The 25,157-nt window shown below is 71.7% G+C and carries 22 protein-coding genes and 1 tRNA gene; 12 read left to right on the plus strand and 11 right to left on the minus strand.

The features are described 5' to 3' along the window. The first annotated feature begins 15 nt into the window (after nucleotides 1–15). From DEJ19_RS04475 to DEJ19_RS04485, 3 genes are all read left to right on the plus strand, one after another. Entirely contained in the window at nucleotides 16–1,491 is a 1,476-nt protein-coding gene (locus DEJ19_RS04475; RefSeq protein ID WP_017886746.1) for an NAD(P)/FAD-dependent oxidoreductase, read from the plus strand. 71 nt (nucleotides 1,492–1,562) lie between these two features. After that, a tRNA-Leu gene (locus tag DEJ19_RS04480) sits at nucleotides 1,563–1,636 on the plus strand. 270 nt (nucleotides 1,637–1,906) lie between these two features. Then, the gene (locus DEJ19_RS04485) at nucleotides 1,907–3,247 is read left to right on the plus strand and encodes a threonine/serine exporter family protein (protein WP_027464496.1); all 1,341 of its coding nucleotides are present in this window, start codon (nucleotides 1,907–1,909) and stop codon (nucleotides 3,245–3,247) included. A 67-nt stretch (nucleotides 3,248–3,314) separates the two neighbouring features. Here DEJ19_RS04485 and DEJ19_RS04490 read toward each other — a convergent pair whose 3' ends face one another. Both DEJ19_RS04490 and DEJ19_RS04495 read right to left on the minus strand, forming a co-directional pair. Beyond that, nucleotides 3,315–5,066 carry a class I adenylate-forming enzyme family protein gene (locus DEJ19_RS04490; protein WP_111233589.1) on the minus strand — a complete coding sequence of 584 codons (1,752 nt, stop codon included), beginning with the start codon at nucleotides 5,064–5,066 and terminating at the stop codon, nucleotides 3,315–3,317. Nucleotides 5,067–5,306: 240 nt separating this feature from the next. Further along, nucleotides 5,307–7,682, minus strand: a complete 2,376-nt coding sequence (locus tag DEJ19_RS04495) for an Ig-like domain-containing protein (protein ID WP_284176587.1) — start codon at nucleotides 7,680–7,682, stop codon at nucleotides 5,307–5,309. Between the two features lie 218 nt (nucleotides 7,683–7,900). Here DEJ19_RS04495 and DEJ19_RS04500 point away from each other — a divergent pair, with 218 nt between their 5' ends. Further along, entirely contained in the window at nucleotides 7,901–8,482 is a 582-nt protein-coding gene (locus DEJ19_RS04500) for a LemA family protein (RefSeq protein ID WP_027464499.1), read from the plus strand. Between the two features lie 19 nt (nucleotides 8,483–8,501). Continuing rightward, on the plus strand, nucleotides 8,502–9,404 hold the full coding sequence (locus DEJ19_RS04505) for a M48 family metalloprotease (RefSeq protein WP_111096029.1): 903 nt from the start codon (nucleotides 8,502–8,504) through the stop codon (nucleotides 9,402–9,404). Between the two features lie 4 nt (nucleotides 9,405–9,408). On the opposite strand, the gene DEJ19_RS04510 is transcribed toward DEJ19_RS04505, so the two are convergent. Next, nucleotides 9,409–10,692 carry a winged helix-turn-helix domain-containing protein gene (locus DEJ19_RS04510; RefSeq protein WP_111233362.1) on the minus strand — a complete coding sequence of 428 codons (1,284 nt, stop codon included), beginning with the start codon at nucleotides 10,690–10,692 and terminating at the stop codon, nucleotides 9,409–9,411. Between the two features lie 93 nt (nucleotides 10,693–10,785). Between DEJ19_RS04510 and DEJ19_RS04515 the strand changes: the two genes are divergently transcribed. Beyond that, nucleotides 10,786–12,045, plus strand: a complete 1,260-nt coding sequence (locus DEJ19_RS04515; RefSeq protein ID WP_051596497.1) for an AI-2E family transporter — start codon at nucleotides 10,786–10,788, stop codon at nucleotides 12,043–12,045. Between the two features lie 48 nt (nucleotides 12,046–12,093). Further along, entirely contained in the window at nucleotides 12,094–13,353 is a 1,260-nt protein-coding gene (gene ilvA / locus DEJ19_RS04520; protein ID WP_071406124.1) for a threonine ammonia-lyase, read from the plus strand. 132 nt (nucleotides 13,354–13,485) lie between these two features. Here ilvA and greA read toward each other — a convergent pair whose 3' ends face one another. Next, nucleotides 13,486–13,974 (minus strand): transcription elongation factor GreA, encoded by a 489-nt coding sequence (gene greA / locus DEJ19_RS04525; RefSeq protein ID WP_017886739.1) that lies wholly within the window; start codon nucleotides 13,972–13,974, stop codon nucleotides 13,486–13,488. 71 nt (nucleotides 13,975–14,045) lie between these two features. Then, entirely contained in the window at nucleotides 14,046–14,537 is a 492-nt protein-coding gene (locus DEJ19_RS04530; protein WP_051596498.1) for a DUF4307 domain-containing protein, read from the minus strand. A gap of 19 nt (nucleotides 14,538–14,556) precedes the next feature. Between DEJ19_RS04530 and mca the strand changes: the two genes are divergently transcribed. Both mca and DEJ19_RS04540 read left to right on the plus strand, forming a co-directional pair. Then, nucleotides 14,557–15,447: a mycothiol conjugate amidase Mca gene (gene mca, locus DEJ19_RS04535; RefSeq protein ID WP_027464504.1), complete on the plus strand. Its 891-nt coding sequence runs from the start codon at nucleotides 14,557–14,559 to the stop codon at nucleotides 15,445–15,447. Further along, entirely contained in the window at nucleotides 15,444–15,749 is a 306-nt protein-coding gene (locus DEJ19_RS04540; RefSeq protein ID WP_111233361.1) for a hypothetical protein, read from the plus strand. The genes mca and DEJ19_RS04540 overlap by 4 nt, the downstream gene beginning before the upstream one ends. 202 nt (nucleotides 15,750–15,951) lie before the next feature. Here DEJ19_RS04540 and trhA read toward each other — a convergent pair whose 3' ends face one another. Continuing rightward, nucleotides 15,952–16,665, minus strand: coding sequence for a PAQR family membrane homeostasis protein TrhA (gene trhA / locus DEJ19_RS04545; protein ID WP_258377407.1), 714 nt, complete (start codon nucleotides 16,663–16,665; stop codon nucleotides 15,952–15,954). Between the two features lie 96 nt (nucleotides 16,666–16,761). Between trhA and DEJ19_RS04550 the strand changes: the two genes are divergently transcribed. The 3 genes from DEJ19_RS04550 (at nucleotide 16,762) to phoH2 (ending at nucleotide 20,611) form a co-directional block, all read left to right on the plus strand. Continuing rightward, nucleotides 16,762–17,547, plus strand: coding sequence for an isoprenyl transferase (locus tag DEJ19_RS04550; protein ID WP_110864496.1), 786 nt, complete (start codon nucleotides 16,762–16,764; stop codon nucleotides 17,545–17,547). Nucleotides 17,548–17,632: 85 nt separating this feature from the next. Then, nucleotides 17,633–18,742: an aminotransferase class V-fold PLP-dependent enzyme gene (locus tag DEJ19_RS04555; RefSeq protein ID WP_111233359.1), complete on the plus strand. Its 1,110-nt coding sequence runs from the start codon at nucleotides 17,633–17,635 to the stop codon at nucleotides 18,740–18,742. Nucleotides 18,743–19,249: 507 nt separating this feature from the next. Then, nucleotides 19,250–20,611: an RNA 5'-3' helicase PhoH2 gene (gene phoH2, locus DEJ19_RS04560; RefSeq protein WP_181441543.1), complete on the plus strand. Its 1,362-nt coding sequence runs from the start codon at nucleotides 19,250–19,252 to the stop codon at nucleotides 20,609–20,611. 93 nt (nucleotides 20,612–20,704) lie between these two features. Here the strand turns inward: phoH2 and DEJ19_RS04565 are convergent, their stop codons facing one another. The 5 genes from DEJ19_RS04565 to xseA all read right to left on the minus strand — a co-directional run bounded on the left by DEJ19_RS04565 (nucleotide 20,705) and on the right by xseA (nucleotide 25,090). Then, complete coding sequence (locus DEJ19_RS04565) at nucleotides 20,705–22,108, minus strand: class II fumarate hydratase (protein ID WP_111055644.1); 1,404 nt, start codon at nucleotides 22,106–22,108, stop codon at nucleotides 20,705–20,707. A 126-nt stretch (nucleotides 22,109–22,234) separates the two neighbouring features. Beyond that, nucleotides 22,235–22,849 carry a carbonic anhydrase gene (locus DEJ19_RS04570; RefSeq protein ID WP_027464510.1) on the minus strand — a complete coding sequence of 205 codons (615 nt, stop codon included), beginning with the start codon at nucleotides 22,847–22,849 and terminating at the stop codon, nucleotides 22,235–22,237. Nucleotides 22,850–22,905: 56 nt separating this feature from the next. Then, nucleotides 22,906–23,541 (minus strand): DUF4245 domain-containing protein, encoded by a 636-nt coding sequence (locus tag DEJ19_RS04575; protein ID WP_111233358.1) that lies wholly within the window; start codon nucleotides 23,539–23,541, stop codon nucleotides 22,906–22,908. Beyond that, nucleotides 23,538–23,783 (minus strand): exodeoxyribonuclease VII small subunit, encoded by a 246-nt coding sequence (locus tag DEJ19_RS04580; protein WP_017886728.1) that lies wholly within the window; start codon nucleotides 23,781–23,783, stop codon nucleotides 23,538–23,540. The genes DEJ19_RS04575 and DEJ19_RS04580 overlap by 4 nt, the downstream gene beginning before the upstream one ends. A gap of 71 nt (nucleotides 23,784–23,854) precedes the next feature. After that, entirely contained in the window at nucleotides 23,855–25,090 is a 1,236-nt protein-coding gene (gene xseA, locus DEJ19_RS04585; protein WP_111233357.1) for an exodeoxyribonuclease VII large subunit, read from the minus strand. Between the last annotated feature and the right edge of the window lie 67 nt (nucleotides 25,091–25,157).

The following is a 25,157-nucleotide window of genomic DNA, read 5'->3' on the forward strand; positions in this document are numbered from 1 at the left end:
AGGAGATCATCCCCCGTGCCCAAGATCCTCGTCGTCGGCGGCGGTTACGCCGGTTTCTACACCGCATGGAAGCTCGAGAAGCACCTTCGCCAGGGCGAAGCCGAGGTCGTCATGGTGGACCCGCTGCCGTACATGACGTACCAGCCGTTCCTGCCCGAGGTCGCCGCCGGTTCCATCGAGCCGCGTCACGCGGTCGTCGCGCACCGTCGTCACCTCAAGAAGACCCGCGTCGTCACGGCGAAGGTCACCAAGGTCGACCACGCCACCAAGACGGCGACGATCACCCCGACCGAGGGCGAGGCGTGGGAGGAGTCCTACGACCAGATCGTCATGACCGCCGGCGCGGTGTCCCGAACGTTCCCGATCCCGGGCGTCGCCGACGAGGCCATCGGCCTGAAGACCATCGAGGAAGCCGCGTCGATCCGTGACCGCATCCTCAGCAACTTCCACAAGGCGGCGAACCTGCCGGCCGGTCCCGAGCGCGACCGCCTGCTCACCGTCGTCGTCGTCGGTGGTGGCTTCGCCGGCATCGAGGTGTTCGCCGAGCTCCGCTCCTTCGTCACCGACCTGCTGAAGAGCCACCCGCAGCTGTCCTTCGACGACACGCACTTCCACCTGGTCGAGGCGATGGGCCGCATCATGCCCGAGGTCTCGCTCGAGACCTCGCACTGGGTGCTCAAGAACCTCGCCGAGCGTGGCGCGACCGTGCACCTCGAGACCCAGCTGGCCTCGGCCGTGGGTGGCGTCTGCGAGCTCAAGACGAGCGACGGCGCGATCGAGACGATCCCGTCCGACCTCATCATCTGGACCGCCGGCGTCATGGCGAACCCGATGGTCAAGGGCACCGACTTCCCGCTCGAGCAGCGTGGCCGCATCCGCGTCCAGCCCGACCTGCGCGTGGTCGACGACAACGGCGTGATCGCCGACGCATGGGCCTGCGGCGACGTCGCAGCCGTGCCGGACCTGACCGGTGGGGGTGTCGGCGGGTTCTGCGTGCCGAACGCCCAGCACGCCGTGCGCCAGGCCAAGCAGCTCGCGAAGAACGTCGTCGCGACCATCCGTGGCGAGGCGACGACCGACTACAAGCACGAGAACCTCGGTGCCGTCGCGGGTCTCGGCCTCGGCACCGGTGTGTTCCAGTCCGGCAAGTTCGCCATGAAGGGCTTCCTGGCCTGGGGCGCGCACCGCGGCTACCACGGCCTGGCCATGCCGTCGTGGGAGCGCAAGTGGCGCGTCATCGGCGACTGGGTCGGTGGCTTCTTCCTGGGCCGCGACATCGTGTCGCTCGACGACCGCGAGACCCCGCGCGCCGCGTTCGAGGCGTTCGCGTCCCGTCCGAAGCCCGCCGCCGAGGCCCCGGCCGCGCCCGCCGCAGCACCGGCTCCGGAAGAGGGCAAGGTCGCCGGTGCCGCCGGTCCCGTCTACGGCGAGCCCGCGAAGGACGTCTCCAACGCCCCCGAGCCGGTGACGGCCCCGGCCGACGCCAAGTAGCACCACTCGTCACGAAGGCGGTCACCTGCGAAGGGTGGCCGCCTTCGTGCATCGGTAGGCTGTTGCGGCCCGCCCCCGTGGCCCAATCGGTAGAGGCACGCGACTTAAAATCGCTGAGTTGTGGGTTCGAGTCCCACCGGGGGTACCGCCGAGGCTCTGCCGCGGCGCCCGCCGCGTGCCGCTGCGAAAGCGACAGAACTCTGCGAACAGTTCGCGTCGTTCTGTCGCTCCGGCCGCACAGTCCGAGCGATGGTCCTGCCATCTGTCGCTTCGACGGTGGGATCGGGTCGCCCTGGGCATCGGACTGGAGGCGCGGGACCGGCCCGCCACGTGCCTCCCGGCCCGCGGACCGTCGCCTTCCCGCGAAGACGGCGCGACTGCACGACCGGCTCGCCGCCCAGTAGCATCGACGATCGTGGTCGGACTCGGAAGCGCACTCGCCAACCTGCAGAACGCCCTCCGCCGACCGGAGGCCCACGTCGAGGTCGTCGACGGCGAGAGCGTCCCGGTCGGCATGCTCCTCGGCACCCTCGGAGCCCTGCTCCTGGACGCCGGCAGCTCCGTCACCGACGTCCGGTCGGCGCTCGAGAAGGCCCGGGACGCCGCCGGGGTCGGACCGACGCTCGCGATCGGCGTCCTGCCCGCCCTGGTGATGGTGAGCGAGGTCTCGACGGGCGCCGCCACCATCGTCAACGCCGAGGGCGTCGAACTGTCGTCCCGCCAGGCCGCCCGCGCCAACCGCGTCGTGCTCGGGCTCGAGAGCGGCTCCATCGCCCTCGCCGAGATCCCCGCCCGCGTCCGGGCCATCCGGGCCGGCACCGTCCCACCGCCCGCGCTGCCGTGGATCCTCGGCAACGCCCTGACCTCGGCCGGCCTGGCCGTCGTCTTCCGCTGCCCCTGGTGGGCGATCGTCCTGGCGCTCGTCGTCGGCGGCCTGGTCGGCGTGATCGGACTGGTCCTCCGGCGCTTCCGCGAAGCCGTGGCGATCATCCCGTTCCTGGCCGCGTTCGTGTCGACGGCGATCGTCGGCCTGGTCGCCGCGGGCACCGGGTTCGAGCAGGTCCCGCTCTTCGCGGTCTGCGCCCCGGTGGCGGTGTTCGTCCCGGGCGCGCTCATCACCAACGCCTTGCTCGAACTCACCGCCGCCGACATCGTCACCGGGTCGTCGCGACTGGTGCAGGGGCTCATCATGCTCGGCTTCATGGCCGCCGGCATCGCGTCCGGCAGCGCCCTGACCGGGTTGCACGTCGACCCGTCGTCGGCCGCGCTCGTCGGTGAGGTCGCGGGGGTCGGCACCGACCTGGCCGGCTGGGAGTCCGTGCCCGCGTACTGGGTGTCGTGGGTGGCCGTCGTGGTGCTCGCGGTCGGGCTCGGTCTGGTGTTCCGGTCCGGGTGGCGCCTGACGCTCGTGTCGGTGGCGGTCATGGTCACCGCCTACGCCGTGGTGAGCACGACGACGCCGCTCTGGGGCAGTGTCGTCGCGACCGGCGCCGCAGCGGCGCTGCTGTTCGTCGCGACCCGGTTGCTCGAGCGGCTCGTGCCGGCGATCCCGGCGACGGTGTCGTTCTTCCCGGCGTTCCTGCTGCTCGTGCCGGGGACGGTCGGGCTGGTGGCGGTGGCCACCTTCGATCCCGAGGCGCTCGCGACCCCGCTCGCGACCTTCGTCAGCCTGTGCATCGGGACGAAGATCGGCGGGCTCCTGCCCGGCCTCTTCGCCCGCAACGCGCCCCGGCGCGCGGTGGACGCGACCAGCTGACGGACGGGAGGCCCGTGGCGGCGCCGCCACGGGCCTCCAGGCCGTCACCGGCGGGATACCGGGCCCGCTACGGCTCGATCAGCCGGCCCGCTGCCTGGTCCGCCGCGGCCGTGTCCTTCGCCAGGTAGTGCACCTTCTTGCCGGTGGCGTTGTAGGGGACGTCCGTGACGAAGCGGTACCGCCGCGGGCGCTTGTACCGGGCGAGGCCCGGGTGGGAGCCGGTCCACTCCTCGAGCACGGCCGCTGCCTCGGCGTCGTCGGTCGGCAGCCGGTCGCCGGCACGGACGACGTACGCGGTGACGACCTCGCCCCACCGCGGGTCCGGCACGCCCACCACGATGGAGTCGGCGACCCCGGGGTGCTCCTGCAGCACCGCCTCGACCTGGACGGGGTGCACGTTCTCGCCGCCGGAGATGACCATGTCGTCCTTGCGGCCCACGATCGTCACCCGCTCGTGCTCGTCCCACGTGGCGAGGTCGCCCGGGTAGAACCAGCCGTTCGCGAACTTCTCGGCCTCGAGCCCGGGGTTCCGGTACGAGTAGCCGGACTTCACGGTGCGGACGGCGAACTCGCCGATCTCGGTGCCGTCCTTCGCCACCGTGTCGGTGGGGTCGGCCAGACGGTCCTCGTGCACGCGGACGACGGCGACGTCGTCGTCGGTCGATGCGCGACCGGTGGAACCGGCGCCGTCCGGGAAGTCCTCGGGGCGCAGGAACGTGTTCCAGAAGGTCTCGGTGGTGCCGTAGCCGTTGAAGATCCGGGGCGACAGCAGCTCCTGGTACCGCAGTGCCGCGGCGCGGTCGAGCGGTGCGCCCATCGTGACGATGCCGTTGAGGCTCGACAGGTCCCGCGCCCGGCGTTCCTGCGCGTCGGCGAGCTGCACCAGGTTCGGCGGGGCCCCGATCAGGAACGTCAGGCGCTCGGACTCGACCAGGTCGAGCACCCGGTCGGCGTCGAAGTGCCGCAGCGTCGTGAGTTCCGCGCCGACGTAGAACACCGGGTTCGGGCCGCCGGAGTACAGGCCGCCACGGTGGAACAGCGGTGACATGTTGAGCGTCTTGTCGAACGGACTGAGCGGGAAGTGCATGACCACGTCGTGCGCGCTGAGCACCTCGACCAGGCTCGGCAGCGGGACGGGCTTCGGCCGACCGGTGGTGCCCGAGGTGTAGAGCCGGGTGGACTCGTCGTAGGTGCTGCGCGGGCCGATCGCCGCGAGTTCCTCGGGGGAGACGGGATCGGACGCGAGCAGCTCGGCGAACCGGTCGTGGTCGCCGCCGACCGGGACGACGTGGTCCGGCCGGTGCGGCGAGGACTCGATCGCGGCGGCGACCGCACTCGTCCGCTCGGTGTCGTGCACGAGGACGGCGGGCGCGGAGTCCTCGATGATGAACGCGACCTCGTCGGGGGCGAGCCGGAAGTTCGTCGGCGAGAACACGGCGCCGATGCGGTGGCAGGCCAGGTAGAGCATCGCGAACTCGGGTGTGTTGAACAGCTCGACCATCACGACGGAACCCCGTCCGCCACCGTGCCGGATGAGCCACCCGGCGATCCGGTCGACGGTGTCGCCGAGCTCGGCGTAGGTCCACGAGCGGTCCGTCCCCGGCTCGCGCAGCGCGGGTCGGCCGGCGAAGCGGTGGGTGTTGCGGGCGAAGCCGTTCGCGTAGGTGAAGCTGCCCTCGAACACCTCGCGGAAGCGCGTCGCGTCGTAGTCGGACCGGGTGTCGGTGTGGGGTTCCGGGTCGGACCGGGTGTCTGCGTGGGGTTCCGGATCGGGTCGGGTGTCGGTGTGGGGTTCCGGGTCGGGTCGGGTGTCGGTCATCATCGCTCCTGCCGCGGTCGTGCGGTGCACACCGTCGATGCTGCGCGGGCACCGGTCGCGCGGCACTGCTGCACCGCTGGTCCGGTGCGGCGTCGGCCGTCCGTGCGGGACGGCGAACGTCCTCCGTGCGGTGCGACCAGCACCGTTCGTCACACTAGCCCGCTGTCCGCGAACCGGCCCGGAAGTGCGTCTTCTGTCCCGGGCGCGGTGCGGTGCGCCGCTCTGGAGGCCCGGCTCGGGTCAGACGCGGGCCGCGCGCCGGTCGGTGCGCAGCCAGACCAGGGCCGCGATCGCGGCCGCCACGCAGGCCGCGGCGATGCCGACGAGCAGGGCCGGTGCGGCGTGCGTGCCGGTCGTCCCCGAGTAGACCGCGGTGGTCAGCGCGACGGCGACCACCGCGAGCGCGACGTACCGACCGCGGGAGGCGGCGAGCAGCGCGCTGCCGGCGGACCCCGCGACGGGCAGCAGGGTCACGACCACGGCACCGAGGCCACCGACGCACAGTGTGATGGCGAACTCCGACCCGAGCGACACCCAGAAGCCCCCGCCGGCGAGCAGACTGTGCAGCACCCAGCCCGCCGCGGCGAGTCCGAGCAGGGCCAGCACCCGCCAGGTCGCACCCCGGGCGCTCGCAGCGATCCCGGTGCCGAGGCGGAGCGGGCCGGTCCCCAGTCCGGGGCGGCCGGACGGCACGAGGACGACACCGACGATGAGGGCGGGGGAGAGGTCGGCCGCACGGGTGATGCCGCACGCCACGAGCGCTGCGAGCACGAGCCACGGCGACACCCGGAACCCGACGGTGCGGTGATCGCTGCCGGCTGCCCACCGCGTGGCGAACACGACGGCGGCGGTCAGGACCCCGGTCCCGGCGAGGACGGCGATCGCCAGACGGGCGTAGCGGGCCTCGAGCTCGACGCCGACCCCGAGCAGGGTGCACAGCGCCGCGACGGACACCGCGATGGTGATCGACGCCCAGGTCGGCAGGACGTCGTCGCCGCCGGTGCGGTCCGACCGCGAGCGGTTGCGTCCGAGCAGCCCGGCGAACGGCGAGCGGAGGCGACCCCGGGTGACCGCGGCCACGAGGGCGAGCGGCGCCGCGATCAGCAGGAGGAACCCGGCGGCGACGGCGGTGGCGACCAGGACGGTCCGCCACGAGAACGCGCCCTGGATGGTCGGGACGGTGCGGTCGTACGTCGTCGCCGCGGTCCAGTCGCCGGCGGGGCCGGACCAGTCGGGGTGGCCTCCGGCGCTGCCGACGCCGGCCGGGGTGCTGCCGGTGCCGTCGCTGGGGCCGTTGCCGGTGCCTGCTGCGCCGCCGCTTTCGTTGCCGTTGCCGCCGTCGCCCCCGTGACCGGCGGCGTTCGTGCCGATACCGGTTCCACCGTGGCCGGTCGCGCCGGGGGTGCCCGTCGTCGCGCCGGATCCCGGCGTCGACGTGCCCGGAGTCCCCGGGGTGTCCGTGGCGCCCGGGGTCGGTGTGGCGGTCGGGGCCGTGGTGGTGGACCACACCGTGACCCGGACGGCGGCCGACGACCGGGAGTAGTTGCCAGCGACGTCGTGCTGCGTCGCGGTGAGCTGGTGCCCGCCGGCGCGCAGCGTCGACCCCGCGGTGGAGCACGACCACGAGGCGTCCGGCGCGACCACCACGCCGCACACCGGCGCACGGTCGACGTACACGGTCACGCGGGCGCCCGGCTCACCGGTCCCGGCGACCGTCGTCGAGCGGGTGCCGATCCGTTGGCCGTCGTCCGGTGTCGTGATGCGCGGGGCAGCGGGCGCCGTGCGGTCGACCGTGATCGTCACGGGAGCGGAGGCCGCGCTCCGCAGGTCCGACCGGTAGCCGCGCGCCGTGCTGGCGGTCTGCGACGCGGTGACGGTGAACCGGCCGTCGGCGAGCGACCCGAGGGCGGCCACCCACCGGCCGTCCGCACCGACCCGGGCGGTCTGCTGGGCCGAGGAGCCGGACACCGACAGCAGCACCGTCGATCCGGGGTACCCCGTACCGGAGACCGTTCCGCCGGTGGGCCCGGCGGCCGCCAGGGTCGGCGGGACGATGACGTCCGAGGCCGGTGCACTCGCGACGGGCAGTGCGGCGACGAGGTCGCGCACCGTGAAGACCTGTTGCGGGCCCGAGCGGACGGTGCCGAGGCAGGCCCAGGAACCGTTCGGGTCCACCCGGGTCGTGCACCCGGACGAACCCGTCGCGGCCGGGCCGGTCACCCGGACGGTGTGCCCGGGGGTGCCGGTGCCGTGGAAGCGCGTCGTCCCCGTCGTGACGTCACCCGGGTCGGCGATGGTGGGCCGAACGGCGGGACGCGTGGGGGTGGGCGTCGGGGCGCCCGGCCGGCCGGGGCTCGGCGGAGCGATCTCGCTCGGCTCGGGGGTGGCGGTGGGGGTGGCGGCTGCCCAGGCGGCGGGGGCTGCCGGGGCGTCCGCAGCGGCAGCGTCGACCGACGTGCCGTCCGCGGCGACCGCGATGGCCGGGGCTGCCGCGGCGCCGAGCAGGGCGGCGACGAGGACCGTCGTCGCAGCTGCGAGCAGGGCGAAGCGGGGACGACGACGAGGGCTGTCGCCCCCGACAGCCCTCTCGTCCACGTTCTCCCCGGTCGTGTTCACCGGACCCATCCCACGGGATCGGCGGCCTCCGGTCAATACACCTCGCGGATGAGGTTCGGGATCGGGCCGCAGTCCGGGAACCCGGTGTGCGTGACTCGGGAATCGGCCGTGAACACTGCTCACGGAACGGAGCATGCTCAGCGCGTCGATAGACTTCACGATGGCCGTTCAGGCCAACGCAGCACCGCGGATCCCGACGCGCAAAGGAGGACGCCCGCATGGACACCGGACTCGTCACGACGCTCATCGTCGTCGGAGTGGTGGTGGTCGTCCTGGTGATCATCGGGATCTACCTCTGGGTGACGTACAACTCCCTCGTCACGCTCAAGGTCCGGGTCGACGAGGCCTGGAGCGACATCTCGGTGCAGCTGAAGCGCCGCGCCGACCTGATCCCCACCATCGTGGACACGGTCAAGGGGTACGCCACGCACGAGAAGGCGGTCTTCGACGACGTGACGAAGGCCCGCGCCGAGACGCTGTCCGCCGGTGACGCCGACACGGCCTCCACCGCCGAGGGGCACATGCAGAAGGCGCTCAAGAGCGTGTTCGCGGTGGCCGAGGGATACCCGCAGCTGCAGTCGAGCCAGAACTTCCTGCAGCTGCAGTCCGAGCTCGTCGACACCGAGGACAAGATCCAGGCCGCCCGCCGCTTCTACAACGGTGGTGTGCGTGAGCTGAACACGAAGATCCGGGTGTTCCCGAACTCCACGTTCGCGAAGAACCGCGGTTTCTCCGAGGCCCCGTTCTTCGAGACGAACGAGCCGGCGGCCATCGCCGAGCCGCCGCGCGTCCAGTTCTGACCCCAGCGTCGGATCCGACGTGTACAGCGCCATCGCGCGGAACAAGCGCAACACCGTCCTCATCGTCCTGGTGTTCCTGCTGATCATCGGCGCGCTCGGGTTCCTCGGCGGGTACATGGCCGGCAACGTCTCGATCGGCTTCATCGTCCTCGTGGTGGCTTTCGGGTACGCGGTCCTGCAGTACTTCCTGGCGGCACGACAGGCCACCGCGATCGCCGGCGGGGTCGAGATCGACCGCGTCTCGGAACCGCGGCTGTGGCGCACCGTCGAGAACCTGGCCATCGCGACCGGCATGCCGATGCCCCGGGTGTTCGTCATACCCGATCCCGCGCCGAACGCCTTCGCCACCGGGCGTGACCCGGAGCACGCGGTGGTGGCGGCGACGACCGGGCTGCTCGAGCTCATGGACGACCAGGAGCTGCAGGGCGTGATGGCCCACGAGCTCGGACACGTCCGGAACTACGACATCCGGGTGTCGACGATGGTCTTCGGACTCGTCGTGGCCGTCGGCCTCATCGCCGACGTCCTACTCCGCATCTCGATCTTCAGCGGCCTGTCCGGCGGGCGGAACCGCAACTCGGACAACGGCGGCAGCGCCAACCCGGTGCTGCTCATCGCCGGGATCGTCGCCGTCATCGTGGCCCCGATCGCGGCGGCCGGCGTCCAGGCGGCGGTGTCCCGGCAGCGCGAGTACCTGGCCGACGCGACGGGTGCGATGACGACCCGGCACCCGGAGGGCCTGGCCCGGGCCCTCGAGAAGCTCGGCGCGTACGGCCGACCGATGCAGACGCAGAACTCCTCGATGGCACACCTGTGGATCGCCGACCCGATGCGCCCCGGTGTGATGGACCGACTGTTCTCGACGCACCCGCCGCTGCCCGACCGCATCGCGCGGCTGCGGGCGAACGCCGACCGGTTCTGACGGGTCAGCCGATGCCGTCGGCGGCCGTGTCGTCGGCCGTCTCGACCCGTTCGGGGGTGTCCGCGTCGTCAGCGGACTCGTGCGGCACCAGGGGCACTCCGAGCGCCCCGGCGACGGCCGCAGCAGCGGTTCCTCGGTCGGTCACCTCGATCGCGCCGAGGCCCTGCCAGCTCGCGGTCCGTCGCAGTGTGTCGACGAGCCGCTCGGGGTCCAGGTGCTCGCCGGGTTCCTGCCACGCGGTCCGGACGCGGAGCACCCCGCGCTGCCGGTCGCTCTTCAGGTCGATCCGCCCGACGAGCCGGTCGTCCTGCAGCACCGGCAGCACGTAGTAGCCGAACACCCGCTTCGGGGCCGGCGTGTAGATCTCGATCCGGTAGTGGAAGCCGTACATCCGCTCGGCCCGTCGCCGGAACCAGACGACCGGGTCGAAGGGGCTCAGCACCGCGTCCGCCGTCAGCTGCCGGGGGAACCGAGCCCCCGCGTGCAGCCAGGCGCGCTCGCCCCAGCCCTCGACCCGCACCGGCAGGAGCTCGCCGGCGTCGGTGAGCTCGGCGATCGCGGTGGCCGTGTCGTCGGAGCGCAGCCGGTAGTAGTCCGCGATGTCCGCTCGGGTGCCGATGCCGAGCGCCCGTGTGGCCTGGCGCACGAGCTCGAGCACGGCGTCGGCACGCGGCGGGGCGGTCTCGAGGAAGCCCGCGGGCAGCACCTGCTCGGGCAGGGCGTACACCCGCTCGAACCCGGCTCGTCCGGCACTCACCGCCTCGCCCCAGCGGAACATCTGCTCGAGCCCGAGCTTCACGTCGCTCCACCCCCACCAGGGGCCGCGTCGCACGTTCGACTCGTGCTCCACCGCGCTCGCCCGCATCGGCCCCTCGGCCCGGAGCAGGGCGTGCAGTTCGCGCCGGACGGCAGCGGTCCGAGTGACGCCGTCGACCCGGGTCGGGCCGGCGTCCCGCTCCCGCAGGGCGTCCATCCGCCACCGGAACAGCCGCAGGTCGTCGCGGGGGATGAACGCCGCCTCGTGCGCCCAGTACTCGGTGTACGGCCCCGAGCGTCCGAGCGTCAGCCGGTCGAGCGTCGACCGGTCGTAGGCGCCGAGCCGGGCGAAGAGCGGCAGGTAGTGGCTGCGTTCGAACACGTTGACGGAGTCGATCTGCAGCAACCCGAGCCGGCCGAACGCGGCGTTCAGCGCCCGCGTCGAGACCGGCTCGGTGGGCGGCCGTCCGAACCCCTGCGCGGCGAGTGCGACTCGGCGGGCCTCGGCGGCGGAGAGCGTCGACCTGGGCATGCCGCGACGCTACCGAACCCCGCCGACATGAGCGTCCACGAACGTATGCCGTATCTGGCACCTGACGGGAAGCACATCGCTACACTCGGGCCCATGGCATGGGGAAGCAAGCAGACACACCCCGACCCCGTGGTCGAGGAATCCGTCCCGGTCGGCGTGCGCATCGCCGGCGCGTGGTCGTGGCGGGCGCTGGTCGTCGTGGGCGTGATCGCCGTCTTCATCTGGCTCGTCACGGTCTTCAGCGAGATCCTCATCCCGTTCCTGGTCGGCATCGTGGTCTCGGCGCTCCTCGTGCCGATCTCCAACTGGCTGCAGCGGCACCACGTGCCGAAGTGGCTCGCCGTCGTGATGAGCCTGCTCGGCGGCATCGCGGCGCTCGGTGGCCTGATCTGGCTCGTCGTCGACCAGATCATCGCGTCGTACCCGTCCCTGCGTGACCGGACGGTCGACCAGTACGCGAACATCAAGGACTTCGTCCTGAGCTCCGGGTTCGGCATCAGCCAGTCCGACGTGAACGGCTGGCTCGACGACGGCACGAAGTGGCTGCAGGACAACTCCGCGTCGATCCTGTCCGGAGTGGCCAGCGCGGGTTCGGGTGCCACGCACGCCTTCGAGGCGCTCTTCATCATCCTGTTCACCACGATCTTCCTGCTGATCGACGGCAAGAACGTCTGGCGCTGGTCCGTGCGGCTGTTCCCGAAGAAGGCGCGCGCAGCGGTGGACGGCGCGGGTGTCGCCGGTTGGATCACCCTGACGAGCTTCATCCGGGTGCAGATCTTCGTCGCCTTCGTCGACGCGGTCGGCATCGGACTGGGGTCCTTCATCGTCGGGCTCTTCTTCGGCGGCATGCCGCTGGTGATCCCGATCGCCGCCTTCGTGTTCCTCGGCGCCTTCATCCCGGTCGTCGGCGCCATCGTCACCGGCTTCCTGGCGGTGTTCGTCGCGCTGATCTTCAACGGTCCCCTCGCGGCGGTCCTGGTGCTCGGGGTCGTGCTGCTGGTCCAGCAGATCGAGGGCCACATCCTGCAGCCGCTCGTCATGGGCAACGCGGTCAAGGTCCACCCGCTGGCGGTCGTCCTCGGGGTCACCGCGGCCTCCGGGCTCGCCGGCATTGCCGGAGCCTTCTTCGCCGTGCCCCTGATCGCGACGTTGAACGCCATGGTCACCACCATCGCGAGCGGACGCTGGCGACGGCTCGACTCCGACCACGTCCTCGAAGCGACGCCCAAGCGCGGGCAGCACGGGCAGATCCAGTTGCTCCGACGACGTCGGCACAAGGTCGGGGACGACGTCCCGGCGCCGGGCGTCGACTCCGGTCCCTCGGCCGAAGAAGACACCGCCAGCACCAACTGAGCGTCACACGAGTTCGCCGCGGGGCCCCGGAACGACGATGATGGGGGAGTGACCGACACCAGCGCCTCCCCGCACACGCTCGCCGCGATCCCGACCCTCGCGGACATCGAGGCGGCGCGCGAGACCATCAAGGGCGTCGCACGCGTCACCCCGATGGAGACGTCGCAGTTCCTCGCCGAGCTGCTCGGGTCGCCGGTGCACCTGAAGTGCGAGAACCTGCAGCGCACGGGTGCCTACAAGGTGCGCGGTGCCTACAACCGACTCTCGACCCTGTCCGCCGAGCAGCGCGCCAAGGGCGTCGTCGCCGCGAGCGCCGGCAACCACGCGCAGGGTGTCGCCCTCGCCGCCCGCGAACTCGGCATCCCCGCGACGATCTTCACGCCGGTCGGGGTCGCCCTGCCCAAGCTGCAGGCCACCCGCCACTACGGCGCCGACGTCGTACTGCGGGGCCACTCCGTGGAAGAGGCGCTGAGCGCCGCGAAGGACTTCGCCGCCCACACCGGCGCCGTGTTCATCCCGCCGTTCGACCACCCGGCCGTGATCGCCGGGCAGGGCACGCTCGGCCTCGAGATCATCGACCAGGTGCCCGACGTCGACACCGTCGTCGTGCCGATCGGTGGCGGCGGCGTCATCTCCGGCATCGCGCTCGCGGTGAAGGGCATGGCCGAACGGCTCGGACGGCCGATCCGGGTCATCGGCGTGCAGGCCGAGAACGCTGCGGCCTACCCGTCGTCGATCACCGCAGGCGAGCCCGTCACCATCACCACGAAGCCGACCATCTCCGACGGCATCGCGGTGGCGCGCCCCGGCGACCTGAACTTCCCGATCATCCGCGACCTGGTCGACGACATCGTCACCGTCTCGGACGACGACACCGCCCGCGCCCTGCTCGTCCTGCTCGAGCGCGCCAAGCTCGTGGTCGAGGCAGCGGGGGCCGTCGGCGTCGCCGCGATCATGTCCGGTGCCGTCCGCGACACCGGCCGCACCGTGGTGCTGCTGAGCGGCGGCAACATCGACCCGCTCATGATGGAGCGCGTGATCACCCGCGGGCTCGTCGCGGCCTCGCGCTACATCGGCATCCGCATCATGCTGCCGGACCGCCCGGGTCAGCTCGCCCGCGTCGCGCAGGTCATCTCGGACGCCGGCGCGAACGTGGTCGAGGTGCTGCACACCCGCCACGGGCAGGGCCTGGTCATCAACGAGGTCGCGCTGGACCTGTCGATCGAGGCGCGCGGCCCGGAGCACGCGCAGGAGGTCATCCAGCGCCTCCACGAGGTCGGCTTCCGCCCGGAGCTGCTCGAGCACTAGTCCGCGACGATCCACGAGTCGTTCGACGCGTGGACTGTCGGAAGTACGGCGCGCGCTCTGGGCGCGACCAGCAGACAGACGGGAGGCCCGTGGCGGTGTCGCCACGGGCCTCCTGTCTGCAGTGGGCCGGGTCTACGGCTCGTAGCGCTCGATCTTGACGACCTCGACGGCGATCTCCTTGCCGTTCGGCGCCGTGTACGTGGCCTTGTCGCCGGCCTTGAGGCCGACGATGGCCGCGCCGACGGGGCTGACGGGGCTGTAGACCGTCAGGTCCGAGCCCTCGGCGACGATCTCGCGGCTGCCGACCAGGAAGGTGGACTCGTCGCCGGCGATGACCGCCGTGACGACGGTGCCCGGCTCGACGGTGCCGTCGAACTCGGCTTCGCTGACGGTGGCGTGCTTCAGGAGCTCGGTGAGGACGCGGATGCGGGCCTCGATCTTGCCCTGCTCGTCCTTCGCGGCGTGGTAGCCGCCGTTCTCCTTGAGGTCGCCCTCTTCGCGAGCGGCCTCGATGCGGCGCGCGATCTCGGCACGGCCCTCGCCGCTCAGCTCGTCGAGCTCCGCCTTGAGACGGTCGTGCGCCTCCTGGGTCAGCCAGGTGACCTGCGTGTCGTTGCTCATGTTCTGTCCCTTCGACCATGAAAAAACGAGACCGGCCGAGTGGTCGGTCTCGAGAGGCGAATCAGGACAGTCTAGGGAATCCAGCAGTCGTGGATCAAGCCGGTCACGCCCCGCGTCGTCGTGGTGACCTGCGTGGAGATGCTCCGGCTGCGCTGTTCGGACGCCGGCACGGTGATCTCCTTCCAGCCCACGATCGAGTAGCTCTTGTCGAGGACCTGCACCGCGCACTTCGCCTCGACACCCGGGTCGACGGACACCTGCGAGTGGACGACGGTGCTGTGCTCGGACAGCACCTCGTACCCGATGACGTCCTGGTCGAGGCCGCGGTCGGACTGGTCGAGCCCGGCCCAGATCACCCACGCACCGAAGACCACGACGACCGCGATGGCCGCGACGATCGCGAAGAGGCGGCTGCGGCGCTTGCGGGCCGGGGTGCGGCCGTAGCGCTCGTCGAGGGTGGCGGTCTGGGTCTGTTCGGACAGTTCGGGGCTCCCGGGGTGGATATCCTGATCCCAGGGTAGTTCACGCGATGCTGTGCGCTGCCCGCGTCCGACGCCGCTCACCCGCAGTGAGGAACCCCACGTGCCCTACCGTCTGCTGGCCGTCCACGCCCACCCCGACGACGAGTCGAGCAAGGGTGCCGCGACCGCCGCGAAGTACGTGGCCGACGGGCACCAGGTGCTCGTCGTGTCCTGCACCGGTGGCGAGGCCGGCGACATCCTGAACGACCAACTCGGCGAGCCGGCCACGAGCCGTGCCCACCGTGACATGGCCGGGTACCGCCGCACCGAGATGGCCGCGGCGCAGCAGGCGCTCGGCATCGACCACGTGTGGCTCGGCTACCACGACTCGGGGCTGCCCGACGCCGAGAAGGGCGAGACGGTCCGGCCGGGCACGTTCTCCACGGTGCCGCTCGAGTACAGCACCGAGGCCCTCGTCCGCGTGATCCGCCGGTTCCGCCCGCACGTACTCGTCACCTACGACGAGAACGGCGGCTACCCGCACCCCGACCACATCCGCACGCACGAGGTGTCGATGGCCGCGTGGTCCGCCGCCGCCGACCCGTCCGCGTACCCGTCCGCCGGTGCCCCGTGGTCGATCGCGAAGCTCTACTACGAGCGCACGATGAACCCGCGCCGCTTCAGCACGATCTTCGAAGCCCTGCAGGAGCGCGACCCGGACAGCCCCGCGATCGAGCAGCTGCGCGAGTGGGTCGAGCGGTTCGCCGACCGGCCCGACCTCGCCACCACCCACGTCGACGTGCACGAGTACTTCGACCAGCGTGACGCCGCACTCCGCGCGCACGCCAGCCAGGTCGCACCGGACAGTGCCTTCTTCTACTGGCCGAACGATCTCCTCGCGACGGTGTGGCCGACCGAGGACTACCAGCTCGTGGAGGCACGCGTGCCGACCGAGCTCCCGGAGACCGACCTGTTCGCCGGGATCCCAGCCGACAAGGAACCGACCTCGTGAGCACCATCGCGGCGGCACTCGCCGCCACTCCCAGCCCCAGCCCCTCGGTCGTCCCCGACGTCGACGTCACCCCGGGTGTCGTCGGGTTCATCGCGATCGCACTCGTCGCGATCGTGACGATCCTGCTCGCGGTGGACATGACCCGACGCATCCGTCGGACCCGCTACCGCGCCGAGGTGCGTGAGCGGCTCGAGGCCGAGGCGAACGGCACCGCGGGTGACGGCACCGCGACGGACGAGCCGGAGCGGCGGGCGGCCGAGGACGGCCGAGCCGACGTCGGCGACGACACCGAGCGCGGCTGACGCGACTACAGGGCGGCTGACGCGACTACAAGGCGGACTGGAGGCCCGTGGCGGTATCGCCACGGGCCTCCAGTCCGCCTTGTGCGCGCCTACCGGAACCGGGCGTACCTGGTCGAACCGGGCGTACCTGGTCGGAACTTCCGGGTGAGTACGCCCGGAACCACCAGGCATCGCACCCGTTCTGGGAAGGAACGTGCGACGGTCAGCGCACCGGGTCCAGCGCGACGATGAGCACGCCGACCCACTGCGCACCGAAGGCCACCACGGTCAGGGCGTGGAACACCTCGTGGAACCCGAACTGCGTCGGCACCGGGTTGGGCCGCTTGAAGCCGTAGACCAGCGCGCCGATGATGTACGCGACGCCGCCGGACAGGATGAGCACGGTCATCGGGACGCTCGCCGCGAAGAACTGCGGCAGGAGCCCGAGGGCAGCGCACCCGAGCACCAGGTAGATCGGCACGTACAGCCATCGGGGCGCGTTGATCCAGAGCAACCGGAACGCGATGCCGAGCGCGGCGCCCGACCACATCACCCACAGCACGACGACCATGAGCGTGTGCGGCAGGGCGCAGATCGCGACGGGTGTGTAGGTGCCGGCGATGAGCAGCAGGATGTTGGTGTGGTCGATGCGCTTCAGCACGGCCTTCACCTTCGGCCCCCACGGGAACCGGTGGTAGGTCGCGGAGACGCCGAACATCGCGAGCGACGTCGCCATGAACACCGCGCTGCCGACCTTCGCCGCGGTGCTGTCGGCGAGGGTGATCAGGACGATCCCCATCGCGATCGCGAACGGGAACGCACCGAGGTGGATCCAGCCGCGCCAGGCCGGACGGGGTTCGGCGGCGGTCGCGGTCGCCGACGCCTCTTCCGTGAACGGGACGTGGGGGAGTGTTCCGGTCTCGTGCTCGTCCTGCATGGTCCCGACCATAGGGCCTGACCCCGAACGACAGCCACGTGTCCGCAGAGCGGGAGCCTCAGGGATCCGGTGTCGGTGGTGCACTACGCTCGGTGCGTGACCGGGACGGCGGGATGGACAGGGCGAGGGATCCTCTACCGCGCCTACCAGCGCCGGATCCGCCGCCAGCTCGAGGGTGCAGCGAAGCCCAAGCACGTCGCCATGATCGTGGACGGCAACCGTCGCTGGGCGAAGCAGCTCGGGCTCGAGTCCGCCGCACACGGCCACCGCGCCGGCGCCGCGAAGATCCCGGAGTTCCTGACGTGGTGCGACGACCTCGGCATCGAGGTCGTGACGCTGTACCTGCTGTCGGCCGACAACCTGACGGGTCGTGGCGGCGAGGAGCTCGAGGAACTCGTCGGCATCATCGCCGACCTCGCCGGGGTCCTGGCCGACAACCGCGACTGGCGCGTGCAGCACGTCGGGTCGAACGAGGGGCTGCCGGACAACCTGGTGACCGCGCTCGAACAGGCCGAGCAGCGCACCGCCGGCCGCACTGGGCTGCACGTCAACCTGGCCGTCGGCTACGGCGGCCGTCGTGAGATCGCGGACGCCATGCGCAGCATCGTGCAGGCGCACGGCGCGGGTGGCGGCACCATCGACACCCTGGCCGAGGTGCTGACGCCGGAACTCATCGGTGACCACCTGTACACGCAGGGCCAGCCCGACCCCGACCTGGTGATCCGGACCTCGGGCGAGCAGCGGCTCTCCGACTTCATGCTGTGGCAGAGCGCGCACAGCGAGTTCTACTTCGTCGAGGCGTTCTACCCGGACCTGCGCGAGGTCGACTTCCTCCGCGCGGTCCGCGACTTCGGGCTCCGGTCGCGTCGCTTCGGCGGCTGAGCAGCCACCTCCCGCACCGGGTTCGTCGGCGGAGCCGCGTCCCAGTAGGCTCTCAGGGTTCAACCCTGTGAAAGGTGCACCACCTGTGAACATCGACGAGTACGCCGCCGGCTTCTCCGAAGACCCCGGTTACCTCGACCACGCTGCGTTCGGCCCCGTGCAGACCGCCGTGCTCGAGGAGCAGCGTGTGCTCGGCACCATCCAGGCACACATGCGCTTCGGCGCCATGGAGACCCTCGACGAGCAGGACGCCCGCGTCCGCACCGTCGCCGCCCGCCTGGTCGGCCGCCGCGAGGACCAGGTCGTCTCGCAGGCCGCGACGACCCCGGGCCTGCTGCACACCGCGTTCGGTCTGACCGGGGGTGTGCTCGTGTCCGCCGACGAATACCCGTCGCTGCCGCTCGCACTGGCCAGCGCCGCCTCGGCCACCGGTGGACGGGTACAGCCCGTCGTCATCGAGTCGGGTGCCGGCTGGGTGACCCCCGAGCTGATCCGTGAGCGCCTGTCCGACGAGGTGACCGCCGTCGCGGTGTCCCTGGTCGACTGGCGCACCGGCTACCTGACCGACCTCGCCGCCATCCGCGAGGTCATCGGCGACCGCCTGCTCATCGTCGATGCGATCCAGGGCTTCGGCGTCGTCGACGCCCCGTACGAGGTCGCCGACGTCGTCGCCACCGGCGGGCAGAAGTGGCTGCACGCCGGGTGGGGCACCGGGTTCGTGGCGTTCAGCGACCGTGCGCTGAACCGGATCCGTCCGGCGCTGTCCGGCCCGCACGGCACGGCCGGCTGGCCCACCGAGGTCCCCGCGGTGCGTCCGGGGGCCGCCGGGTTCCAGATGTCCCGCATCGACCCGGTCGCACAGGCCCGGCTCGCGGTGTCGCTCGAGCGCCTCACCGCGGTCGGCGTCGCCGCCGTGCAGGAGCGGGTCACCGACCGCGTCGAGCGTGTGTTCGCCATCGCCGACGAGTTCGGACTCGAGGTCGAGTCCAGCCGCGACCCCGCCGAGCGCGCCGGCATCGTGGTGCTCCGGCCGACGCAGGGTCGCGTGACGGCCCTGTCCGCCGCGATGCACAACCACGGCGTCACCGCGACCACGCGGCTCGGCGTCGCGCGGGTGTCCGTGTTCCCGTCGACCACTGACGAGACCCTGGACATGTTCCGCGACGCCTGCGTCTCGTACGCCACGATGCAGTAGCAGCGGCGCGTGTCGACCGTCCGCGTCCCGCGAGCGGTCAGGACACCCCGCTCACGTCCGCCGAGTGGTCACCACCTGTCGCCTGGCGCCGTCGCACCCGACGGTTCGTGACCACTCGGCGCTGCGCGCGCGACGATTCGCGACCAACGGACGGCCTGGAGGCGCGGTGCCAGGCCGCCACGGGCCTCCCGTCCGCGTCCCGCGAGCGGTCACGGCACCCCGCTCACGTCCGCCGAGTGGTCGCCACCTGTCGGCCGGCGCCGCCGCACCCGTCGGTTCGTGACCACTCGACGCCACCGCCGCGCGCGGCGTCGCGAGCCACGCTCGCGTTGTTCACGCGACCGTAACTCCGGAAACCGCGTGTCGCTGTCGGGGTGTCGGGGGCCGGACGTACGTTGTCCCCATCGGGCACCGCGCCCGATCGAAGCGGCCACAGTCGGTGCTTCGGGACCCGCTCCGTGGCCGCGTTCGAGGACAGGACCGGGCCCGTCGCGGCCCGGGGATGGAGTGGTCGTGACCTCTCAGAACGTCTCTCGCGGAGCACAGCAGCAGCACACCGCGGACTCGTCCACATCGGTCGCCCAGCGCACGTACGTGCTCGACACATCGGTGCTCCTCAGCGATCCGCGGGCCTTGTTCCGCTTCGCCGAGCACGCCGTGGTCCTGCCCGTGGTGGTCGTCAGCGAACTCGAGTCGAAGCGCAACGACCCGGAGATCGGGTACTTCGCCCGGCAGGCCCTCCGGCTGCTCGACGAACTGCGCATCGAGCACGAGCGGCTCGACTTCCCGATCGCGATCGGCGACGGCGGCTCGTTCCGCGTCGAACTGAACCACTCCAACCAGTCCGTCCTGCCGTCGGGCCTGCAGCTCGGCGACAACGACTCCCGCATCCTCGCCGTCGCGTCGAACCTGAAGAACGACGGGCTCGACGTCGTCGTCGTGTCGAAGGACCTGCCGCTCCGGGTCAAGGCGTCCTCGATCGGCATGGCGGCGGAGGAGTACCGCGCCGAACTCGCGGTCGACTCGGGCTACACCGGCATCGCCGACCTGCAGGTCTCCGGCGAGCAGATGTCCGACCTGTACGAGAAGGAGGAGATCCGGTCCTCGAAGCTCGACGGCGTCCCGGTGAACACCGGCGTCGTCATCCACTCCGAACGCGGATCGGCCCTCGGCCGCGTGCACGTCGCCGGTGCCGTCGCCCTGGTGCGCGGCGACCGCGAGGTCTTCGGCCTCCGCGGACGCTCGGCCGAGCAGCGGCTCGCCATCGACGCCCTGCTCGACTCCGAGATCGGCATCGTCTCGCTCGGCGGCAGCGCCGGCACCGGCAAGTCGGCGCTCGCCCTGTGCGCCGGACTCGAGGCGGTGCTCGAACGGCAGCAGCACAAGAAGATCATGGTGTTCCGGCCGCTGTACGCGGTGGGCGGGCAGGACCTCGGCTTCCTGCCCGGCGACGCCGGCGAGAAGATGAACCCGTGGGCGCAGGCCGTCTACGACACCCTCGGTTCGGTGGTGTCGGACAACGTCCTCGACGAGGTGGTCGAGCGCGGCCTGATCGAGGTGCTGCCCCTGACCCACATCCGCGGCCGCTCCCTGCACGACGCCTTCGTGATCGTCGACGAGGCGCAGTCGCTCGAACGGAACGTGCTGCTCACGATGCTCTCGCGCATCGGCCAGAACTCGCGGGTCGTGCTCACCCACGACGTCGCGCAGCGCGACAACCTGCGGGTCGGTCGGCACGACGGGATCGCGTCGGTCATCGAGCGGCTCAAGGGGCACCCGCTGTTCGCGCACGTCACGCTGACGCGGTCCGAGCGCTCCGCGATCGCCGCCCTGGTCACGGACCTGCTCGACTCGCCGGACCTGGTGTAGCGCGCGTCGAGCCGCCACCTGACGGACGGGAGGCCCGGTGCCAGCTGGCACCGGGCCTCCCGTCCGTCCTGGGGGTGCGTCAGGAGCGTCGCGTCAGTTCGGGTGGGTCATGCTCAGGACGTCGAGCGCCTCGTCGAGCTGCGCCTCGGTGACCTCGCCGCGCTCGACGTGGCCGAGGGCCACGACGGCTTCGCGCACGGTGATGCCCTCGGCGACGGCGTACTTCGCGACCTTCGCCGCAGCCTCGTAGCCGATGACCCGGTTGAGCGGGGTGACGATCGACGGTGAGGACTCCGCGAAGGCGCGGGCACGCTCGAGGTTTGCCTGCAGGCCGTCGATGGTCTTGTCCGCGAGCACGCGCGAGCTGTTCGCCAGCAGGCGGATCGACTCGAGCAGCGCCGTGCCCATCACCGGGATGGCGACGTTGAGCTCGAACGCACCCGAGGCCCCGGCCCAGGCGATGGTGGCGTCGTTGCCGATGACCCGGGCACCGACCATCAGGGTGGCCTCGGGGATCACCGGGTTCACCTTGCCGGGCATGATCGAGGAGCCGGGCTGCAGGTCGGGGATGTGCAGCTCGCCCAGGCCGGTGTTCGGACCGGAGCCCATCCAGCGCAGGTCGTTGTTGATCTTCGTCAGGCTGACGGCGAGCACCTTGAGCGCACCGGAGGCCTCGACCAGGGCGTCACGCGCGCCCTGCGCCTCGAAGTGGTCGACGGCCTCGGTGATCGGCAGGTCGGTGTCGCTCGCGAGCTGGGCGATGACCCGCTGCGGGAACCCCTTGGGCGTGTTGATGCCCGTGCCGACCGCGGTGCCGCCGAGCGGGACCTCGGCGACGCGGGGGAGCGTCGCCTGCACACGCTCGATGCCCAGGCGGATCTGGCGTGCGTAGCCGCCGAACTCCTGCCCGAGGGTGACGGGCGTGGCGTCCATCAGGTGTGTCCGGCCGGACTTCACGGCGTCGGCCCAGAGCGTGGCCTTCGCTTCGAGTGATTCGGCGAGGTGCTCGAGGGCGGGCACGAGGGTGCGGAGGAGCGCCTCGGTCACGGCGACGTGCACCGAGGTGGGGAAGACGTCGTTCGACGACTGCGAGGCGTTGACGTGGTCGTTCGGGTGCACCGCCGAGCCCGCGATGTCGGACGCCAGTGTCGCGAGCACCTCGTTCATGTTCATGTTCGACGACGTGCCGCTGCCGGTCTGGTAGACGTCGACCGGGAACTGGTCGTGGTGCTGCCCGCCGATGATCAGGTCGGCCGCGCCGGCGATGGCGTCGGCGACGGCGGGCTCGACGATGCCGAGTTCACCGTTCACGATGGCCGCCGCCCGCTTGATCCGCGCGAGCGCCACGATCTGCGCCGACTCGAGCCCGGTGCCCGAGATGGGGAAGTTCTCGACGGCGCGCTGGGTCTGGGCACGGTAGAGCGCCGACTTCGGCACCCGTACCTCGCCCATGGTGTCGTGCTCGATGCGGAACTCGGTCGGGGTGGTGTCGGTCACGTCGTCGTGGTCCTTCCTGGGGTGCTCGCCGGTCGCGGTCGCGCCGGCCCGTGCCTGCGCCCCGGTGTCGCCGGGGCGGTCGTCGTCGGAGTCGCTCTTCGTCTGGCTCGGTCGTCGTCGGGTCGGTCAGACCTGGCCGACGACGGTGTCGATGGTGACTTCTCCGGTGGCGAGGTCGTACGTCGCCCCGACGACGGCCAATCTACCCTCGGCCACGGCGTCGGAGACCGCGCCGGAGCGCTCGATCACCTGGCGGAGGGTGGCTTCGAGGTGCGCGGCGCCGACGGCTTCCTGCGGGAGCTCGGCGTCGGTGAGCCGGACCTTCTCGACGCTCGGGGCGATCGCGTCGACGAGGGCCTGCAGGTGCGGAGCGGGGACGGGCTCACCGGAGCGTGCTGCAGCGACCGCACCGCACCGGGTGTGCCGGAGCACGACGACCAGCGGTGTGCCCAGGGCGACGACCGCGAACTCGATCGAGCCGAGCACGACGTCGTCGACGATCTGGCCGGCGTTGCGGATGGCGAACAGGTCACCGATGCCGGCGTCGAAGACGTGCTCGAACGGCACCCGCGAGTCCGAGCAGCCGAGGACGGTCGCGAACGGCGACTGCGATCCTTCGAGCTCGGTGCGGCGGTCCGGGTCCACGCGGCCCATCCGGCGCTTGTCGGCGGCGAAGCGGGCGTTGCCGTCGACCAGCAGGCGCAGGGCGTCGGACGGGGTGGAGGCGGCGCGGTCGGGCATGGGACTCCTCGGTTCGGGTGGGACGGGGTGGTGACTGGCGGGGCGGTGCCCGTCGTCTACTCGGTCAGTTCTCGGGAGACGGCGGTCGCGACGGTCCGGAACGCCTTGTCGTCGGCGGTGCCGGAGAGCACGATCGTGTTCTTGCCGAACGTCGAGACGAGCGAGAACGCGTGGTTGCCGGCATCGGTGCCCTCGGCGCGGCGGTCGTAGACGGTCCACTCCGTGTCGCCGATGGTGCGGTCACCGGTGGACGGGCGCTGGTCGAGCTGGTTCGACACCCACGAGGCGTTGGCGTCGATGCCCTGCTGCAGACCGAGGTACTGCTTGTCCGGCGTCACGAAGCCGACGGTCCAGACGTCCACGCCGTCGGTGGTCTTGCTGGCGAAGTCCGCGCGGTTGGCGCTGTAGCCGTCGGGCAGCGGCGGCGCCACCAGGGTGACGTCGTCGACGTTCGCCTTCGCCGCGATCTGCTGGTAGTCGACGGTGCGGTCCACCGTGGTGTCGGGCCGGACGACGACCGCCACCAGGAACAGCACGATGCCGAGCGAGGCGATGAGCGCGATGACCAGGTTGAACGCGGTCTGGTGCTGTCGGCGGGCGGTCCGGGCGGCGTCCTTGCGGGCCCACGTCTCCTCTGCCGTCTCGGGGCGACCGAGCTCGGCGACGATCGGGCGGCCGTCGGCGTCGGTCATCGGCCGGAGCCGTCCTGGGCGTCGCTGGCGGCACGGGCCGCGTCGAGCCGAGCGCGGGCGCCGACGAGCCACTCTTCGCACCGGGCGGCGAGGGCTTCGCCCCGCTCCCAGAGCGCCAGCGAACGCTCGAGGGTCGCGGAGCCCTGTTCGAGCTCGCTCACGACGCGCACGAGTTCGTCGCGGGCCGCTTCGTAGCTCAGCGACTGGACGTCGGTCTGCTCGGGTTCCTGCTGGGATGGCACGGGTCGATCCTACCGAGCGTCCACCGACGATCCGTCGCCCGGACCCACGCTGTGGAGAACACCCGCGGTGGTCAGGAGCCGTCCGGGCCGGGGCCGTCCGGTTCGAGCGTGCCCGTGGCCGTGCCGGCACCGAGCGTGACGTGCACCGGCGTCGCTCCGGACAGGTCGTCGGTGCCGCGGACCACACCGCCGTCGGCACGCTGCACGATGGCGTACCCGCGGCGCAGGGTGTCGCGCGGCGAGAGTGCCCGGAGCCGCGCGGTCAGGTGCCCGACCTCGGAGTGCCCGCGCTCCAGTCGGCGGTCGAGCAGTTCGCGGGCGCGGGACAGGTCGCGGGCGACCTCTTCCGCACGGGTGTCGACGAGCCACCCGGTCGACGCCAGGGCCGGGCGCGACCGCAGCGCGGCGAGCCGGTCGGCCTCGACCGACAGCGTGTGCGAGAGCCGGAGCCCGAGCCGAGCGCGGGCTGCCCGCACGTTGGCGAGCTCCTCGGCGACGTCGGGCACGACCCGCTTGGCGGCGTCCGTCGGGGTCGAGGCACGGAGGTCGGCGACCTCGTCGAGGATGGGGCGGTCGGCCTCGTGGCCGATCGCCGAGACGATCGGGGTCGACGCCGCGGCCGCCGCACGGACGAGCCCTTCGTCGCTGAAGCCGAGCAGGTTCTGGAAGTCGCCGCCGCCGCGCGCGATGATGATGACGTCGACCTCGGGGTCGGCGTCGAGCTCGAGGATCGCCGCCGTGACCTCGCCCACGGTCCGTTCGCCCTGCACGGCGGTGTGCACGGTGCGGAACTCCACCTGGGGCCACCGCAGCTGCGCGTTCCGCTTGACGTCCTTCTCGGCGTCGGAGTCCTTGCCGGTGATGAGGCCGATGCGGTGCGGCAGGAACGGCAGACGCTGTTTCCGGGACGGGTCGAACAGCCCTTCCTCGGCGAGGGTGCGGCGGAGGCGCTCGAGGCGTTCGAGCAGGTCACCGAGCCCGACGTGCTTCATCTCGACGACCTGCATGGTCAGCGAGCCGCCCTTGACCCAGTAGTTCGGCTTGAGTGCGGCGACGACCCGGTCGCCCTGCTTGATGTCCGCCGGCACCCGGGAGCGCACGCTCGACCAGATGGAGAACGACACGGTGGCGTCGACCTCGACGTCCTTGAGCTTGCCGTACACGTTGCCGCCGGCGACGTTCCACTGCGTGATCTCGCCCTCGACCCACGCGGTGCCGAGTCGGTCGATCCAGTCGCGGAGCTTCGCGCCGAGGAGCGCCACCGGCCATGGGTTGTCGGCCGTCGGCGGGCCCTGTTCGATCGCCATGTCGCTCCTCGTCCTGCTGGGACGTCCATCGTGCCCGAGACCGGTGACAGGCGACGCACGTCGTGTT

The organism is Curtobacterium sp. MCSS17_016 (assembly GCF_003234255.2).
In the GTDB taxonomy this organism is placed as follows: Bacteria; Actinomycetota; Actinomycetes; order Actinomycetales; family Microbacteriaceae; genus Curtobacterium; species Curtobacterium flaccumfaciens.

What these genes read in the sequence shown, in the direction of transcription:
- DEJ19_RS04515 (WP_051596497.1), top strand. Translation starts at nt 10,786, where the DNA reads ATGGCATGGGGAAGCAAGCAGACACACCCCGACCCCGTGGTCGAGGAA.
- greA (WP_017886739.1), bottom strand. Translation starts at nt 13,974, where the DNA reads ATGAGCAACGACACGCAGGTCACCTGGCTGACCCAGGAGGCGCACGAC.
- xseA (WP_111233357.1), bottom strand. Translation starts at nt 25,090, where the DNA reads ATGGCGATCGAACAGGGCCCGCCGACGGCCGACAACCCATGGCCGGTG.
- DEJ19_RS04490 (WP_111233589.1), bottom strand. Translation starts at nt 5,066, where the DNA reads ATGACCGACACCCGACCCGACCCGGAACCCCACACCGACACCCGACCC.
- DEJ19_RS04575 (WP_111233358.1), bottom strand. Translation starts at nt 23,541, where the DNA reads ATGACCGACGCCGACGGCCGCCCGATCGTCGCCGAGCTCGGTCGCCCC.
- DEJ19_RS04570 (WP_027464510.1), bottom strand. Translation starts at nt 22,849, where the DNA reads ATGCCCGACCGCGCCGCCTCCACCCCGTCCGACGCCCTGCGCCTGCTG.
- trhA (WP_258377407.1), bottom strand. Translation starts at nt 16,665, where the DNA reads ATGCAGGACGAGCACGAGACCGGAACACTCCCCCACGTCCCGTTCACG.
- DEJ19_RS04510 (WP_111233362.1), bottom strand. Translation starts at nt 10,692, where the DNA reads ATGCCCAGGTCGACGCTCTCCGCCGCCGAGGCCCGCCGAGTCGCACTC.
- DEJ19_RS04500 (WP_027464499.1), top strand. Translation starts at nt 7,901, where the DNA reads ATGGACACCGGACTCGTCACGACGCTCATCGTCGTCGGAGTGGTGGTG.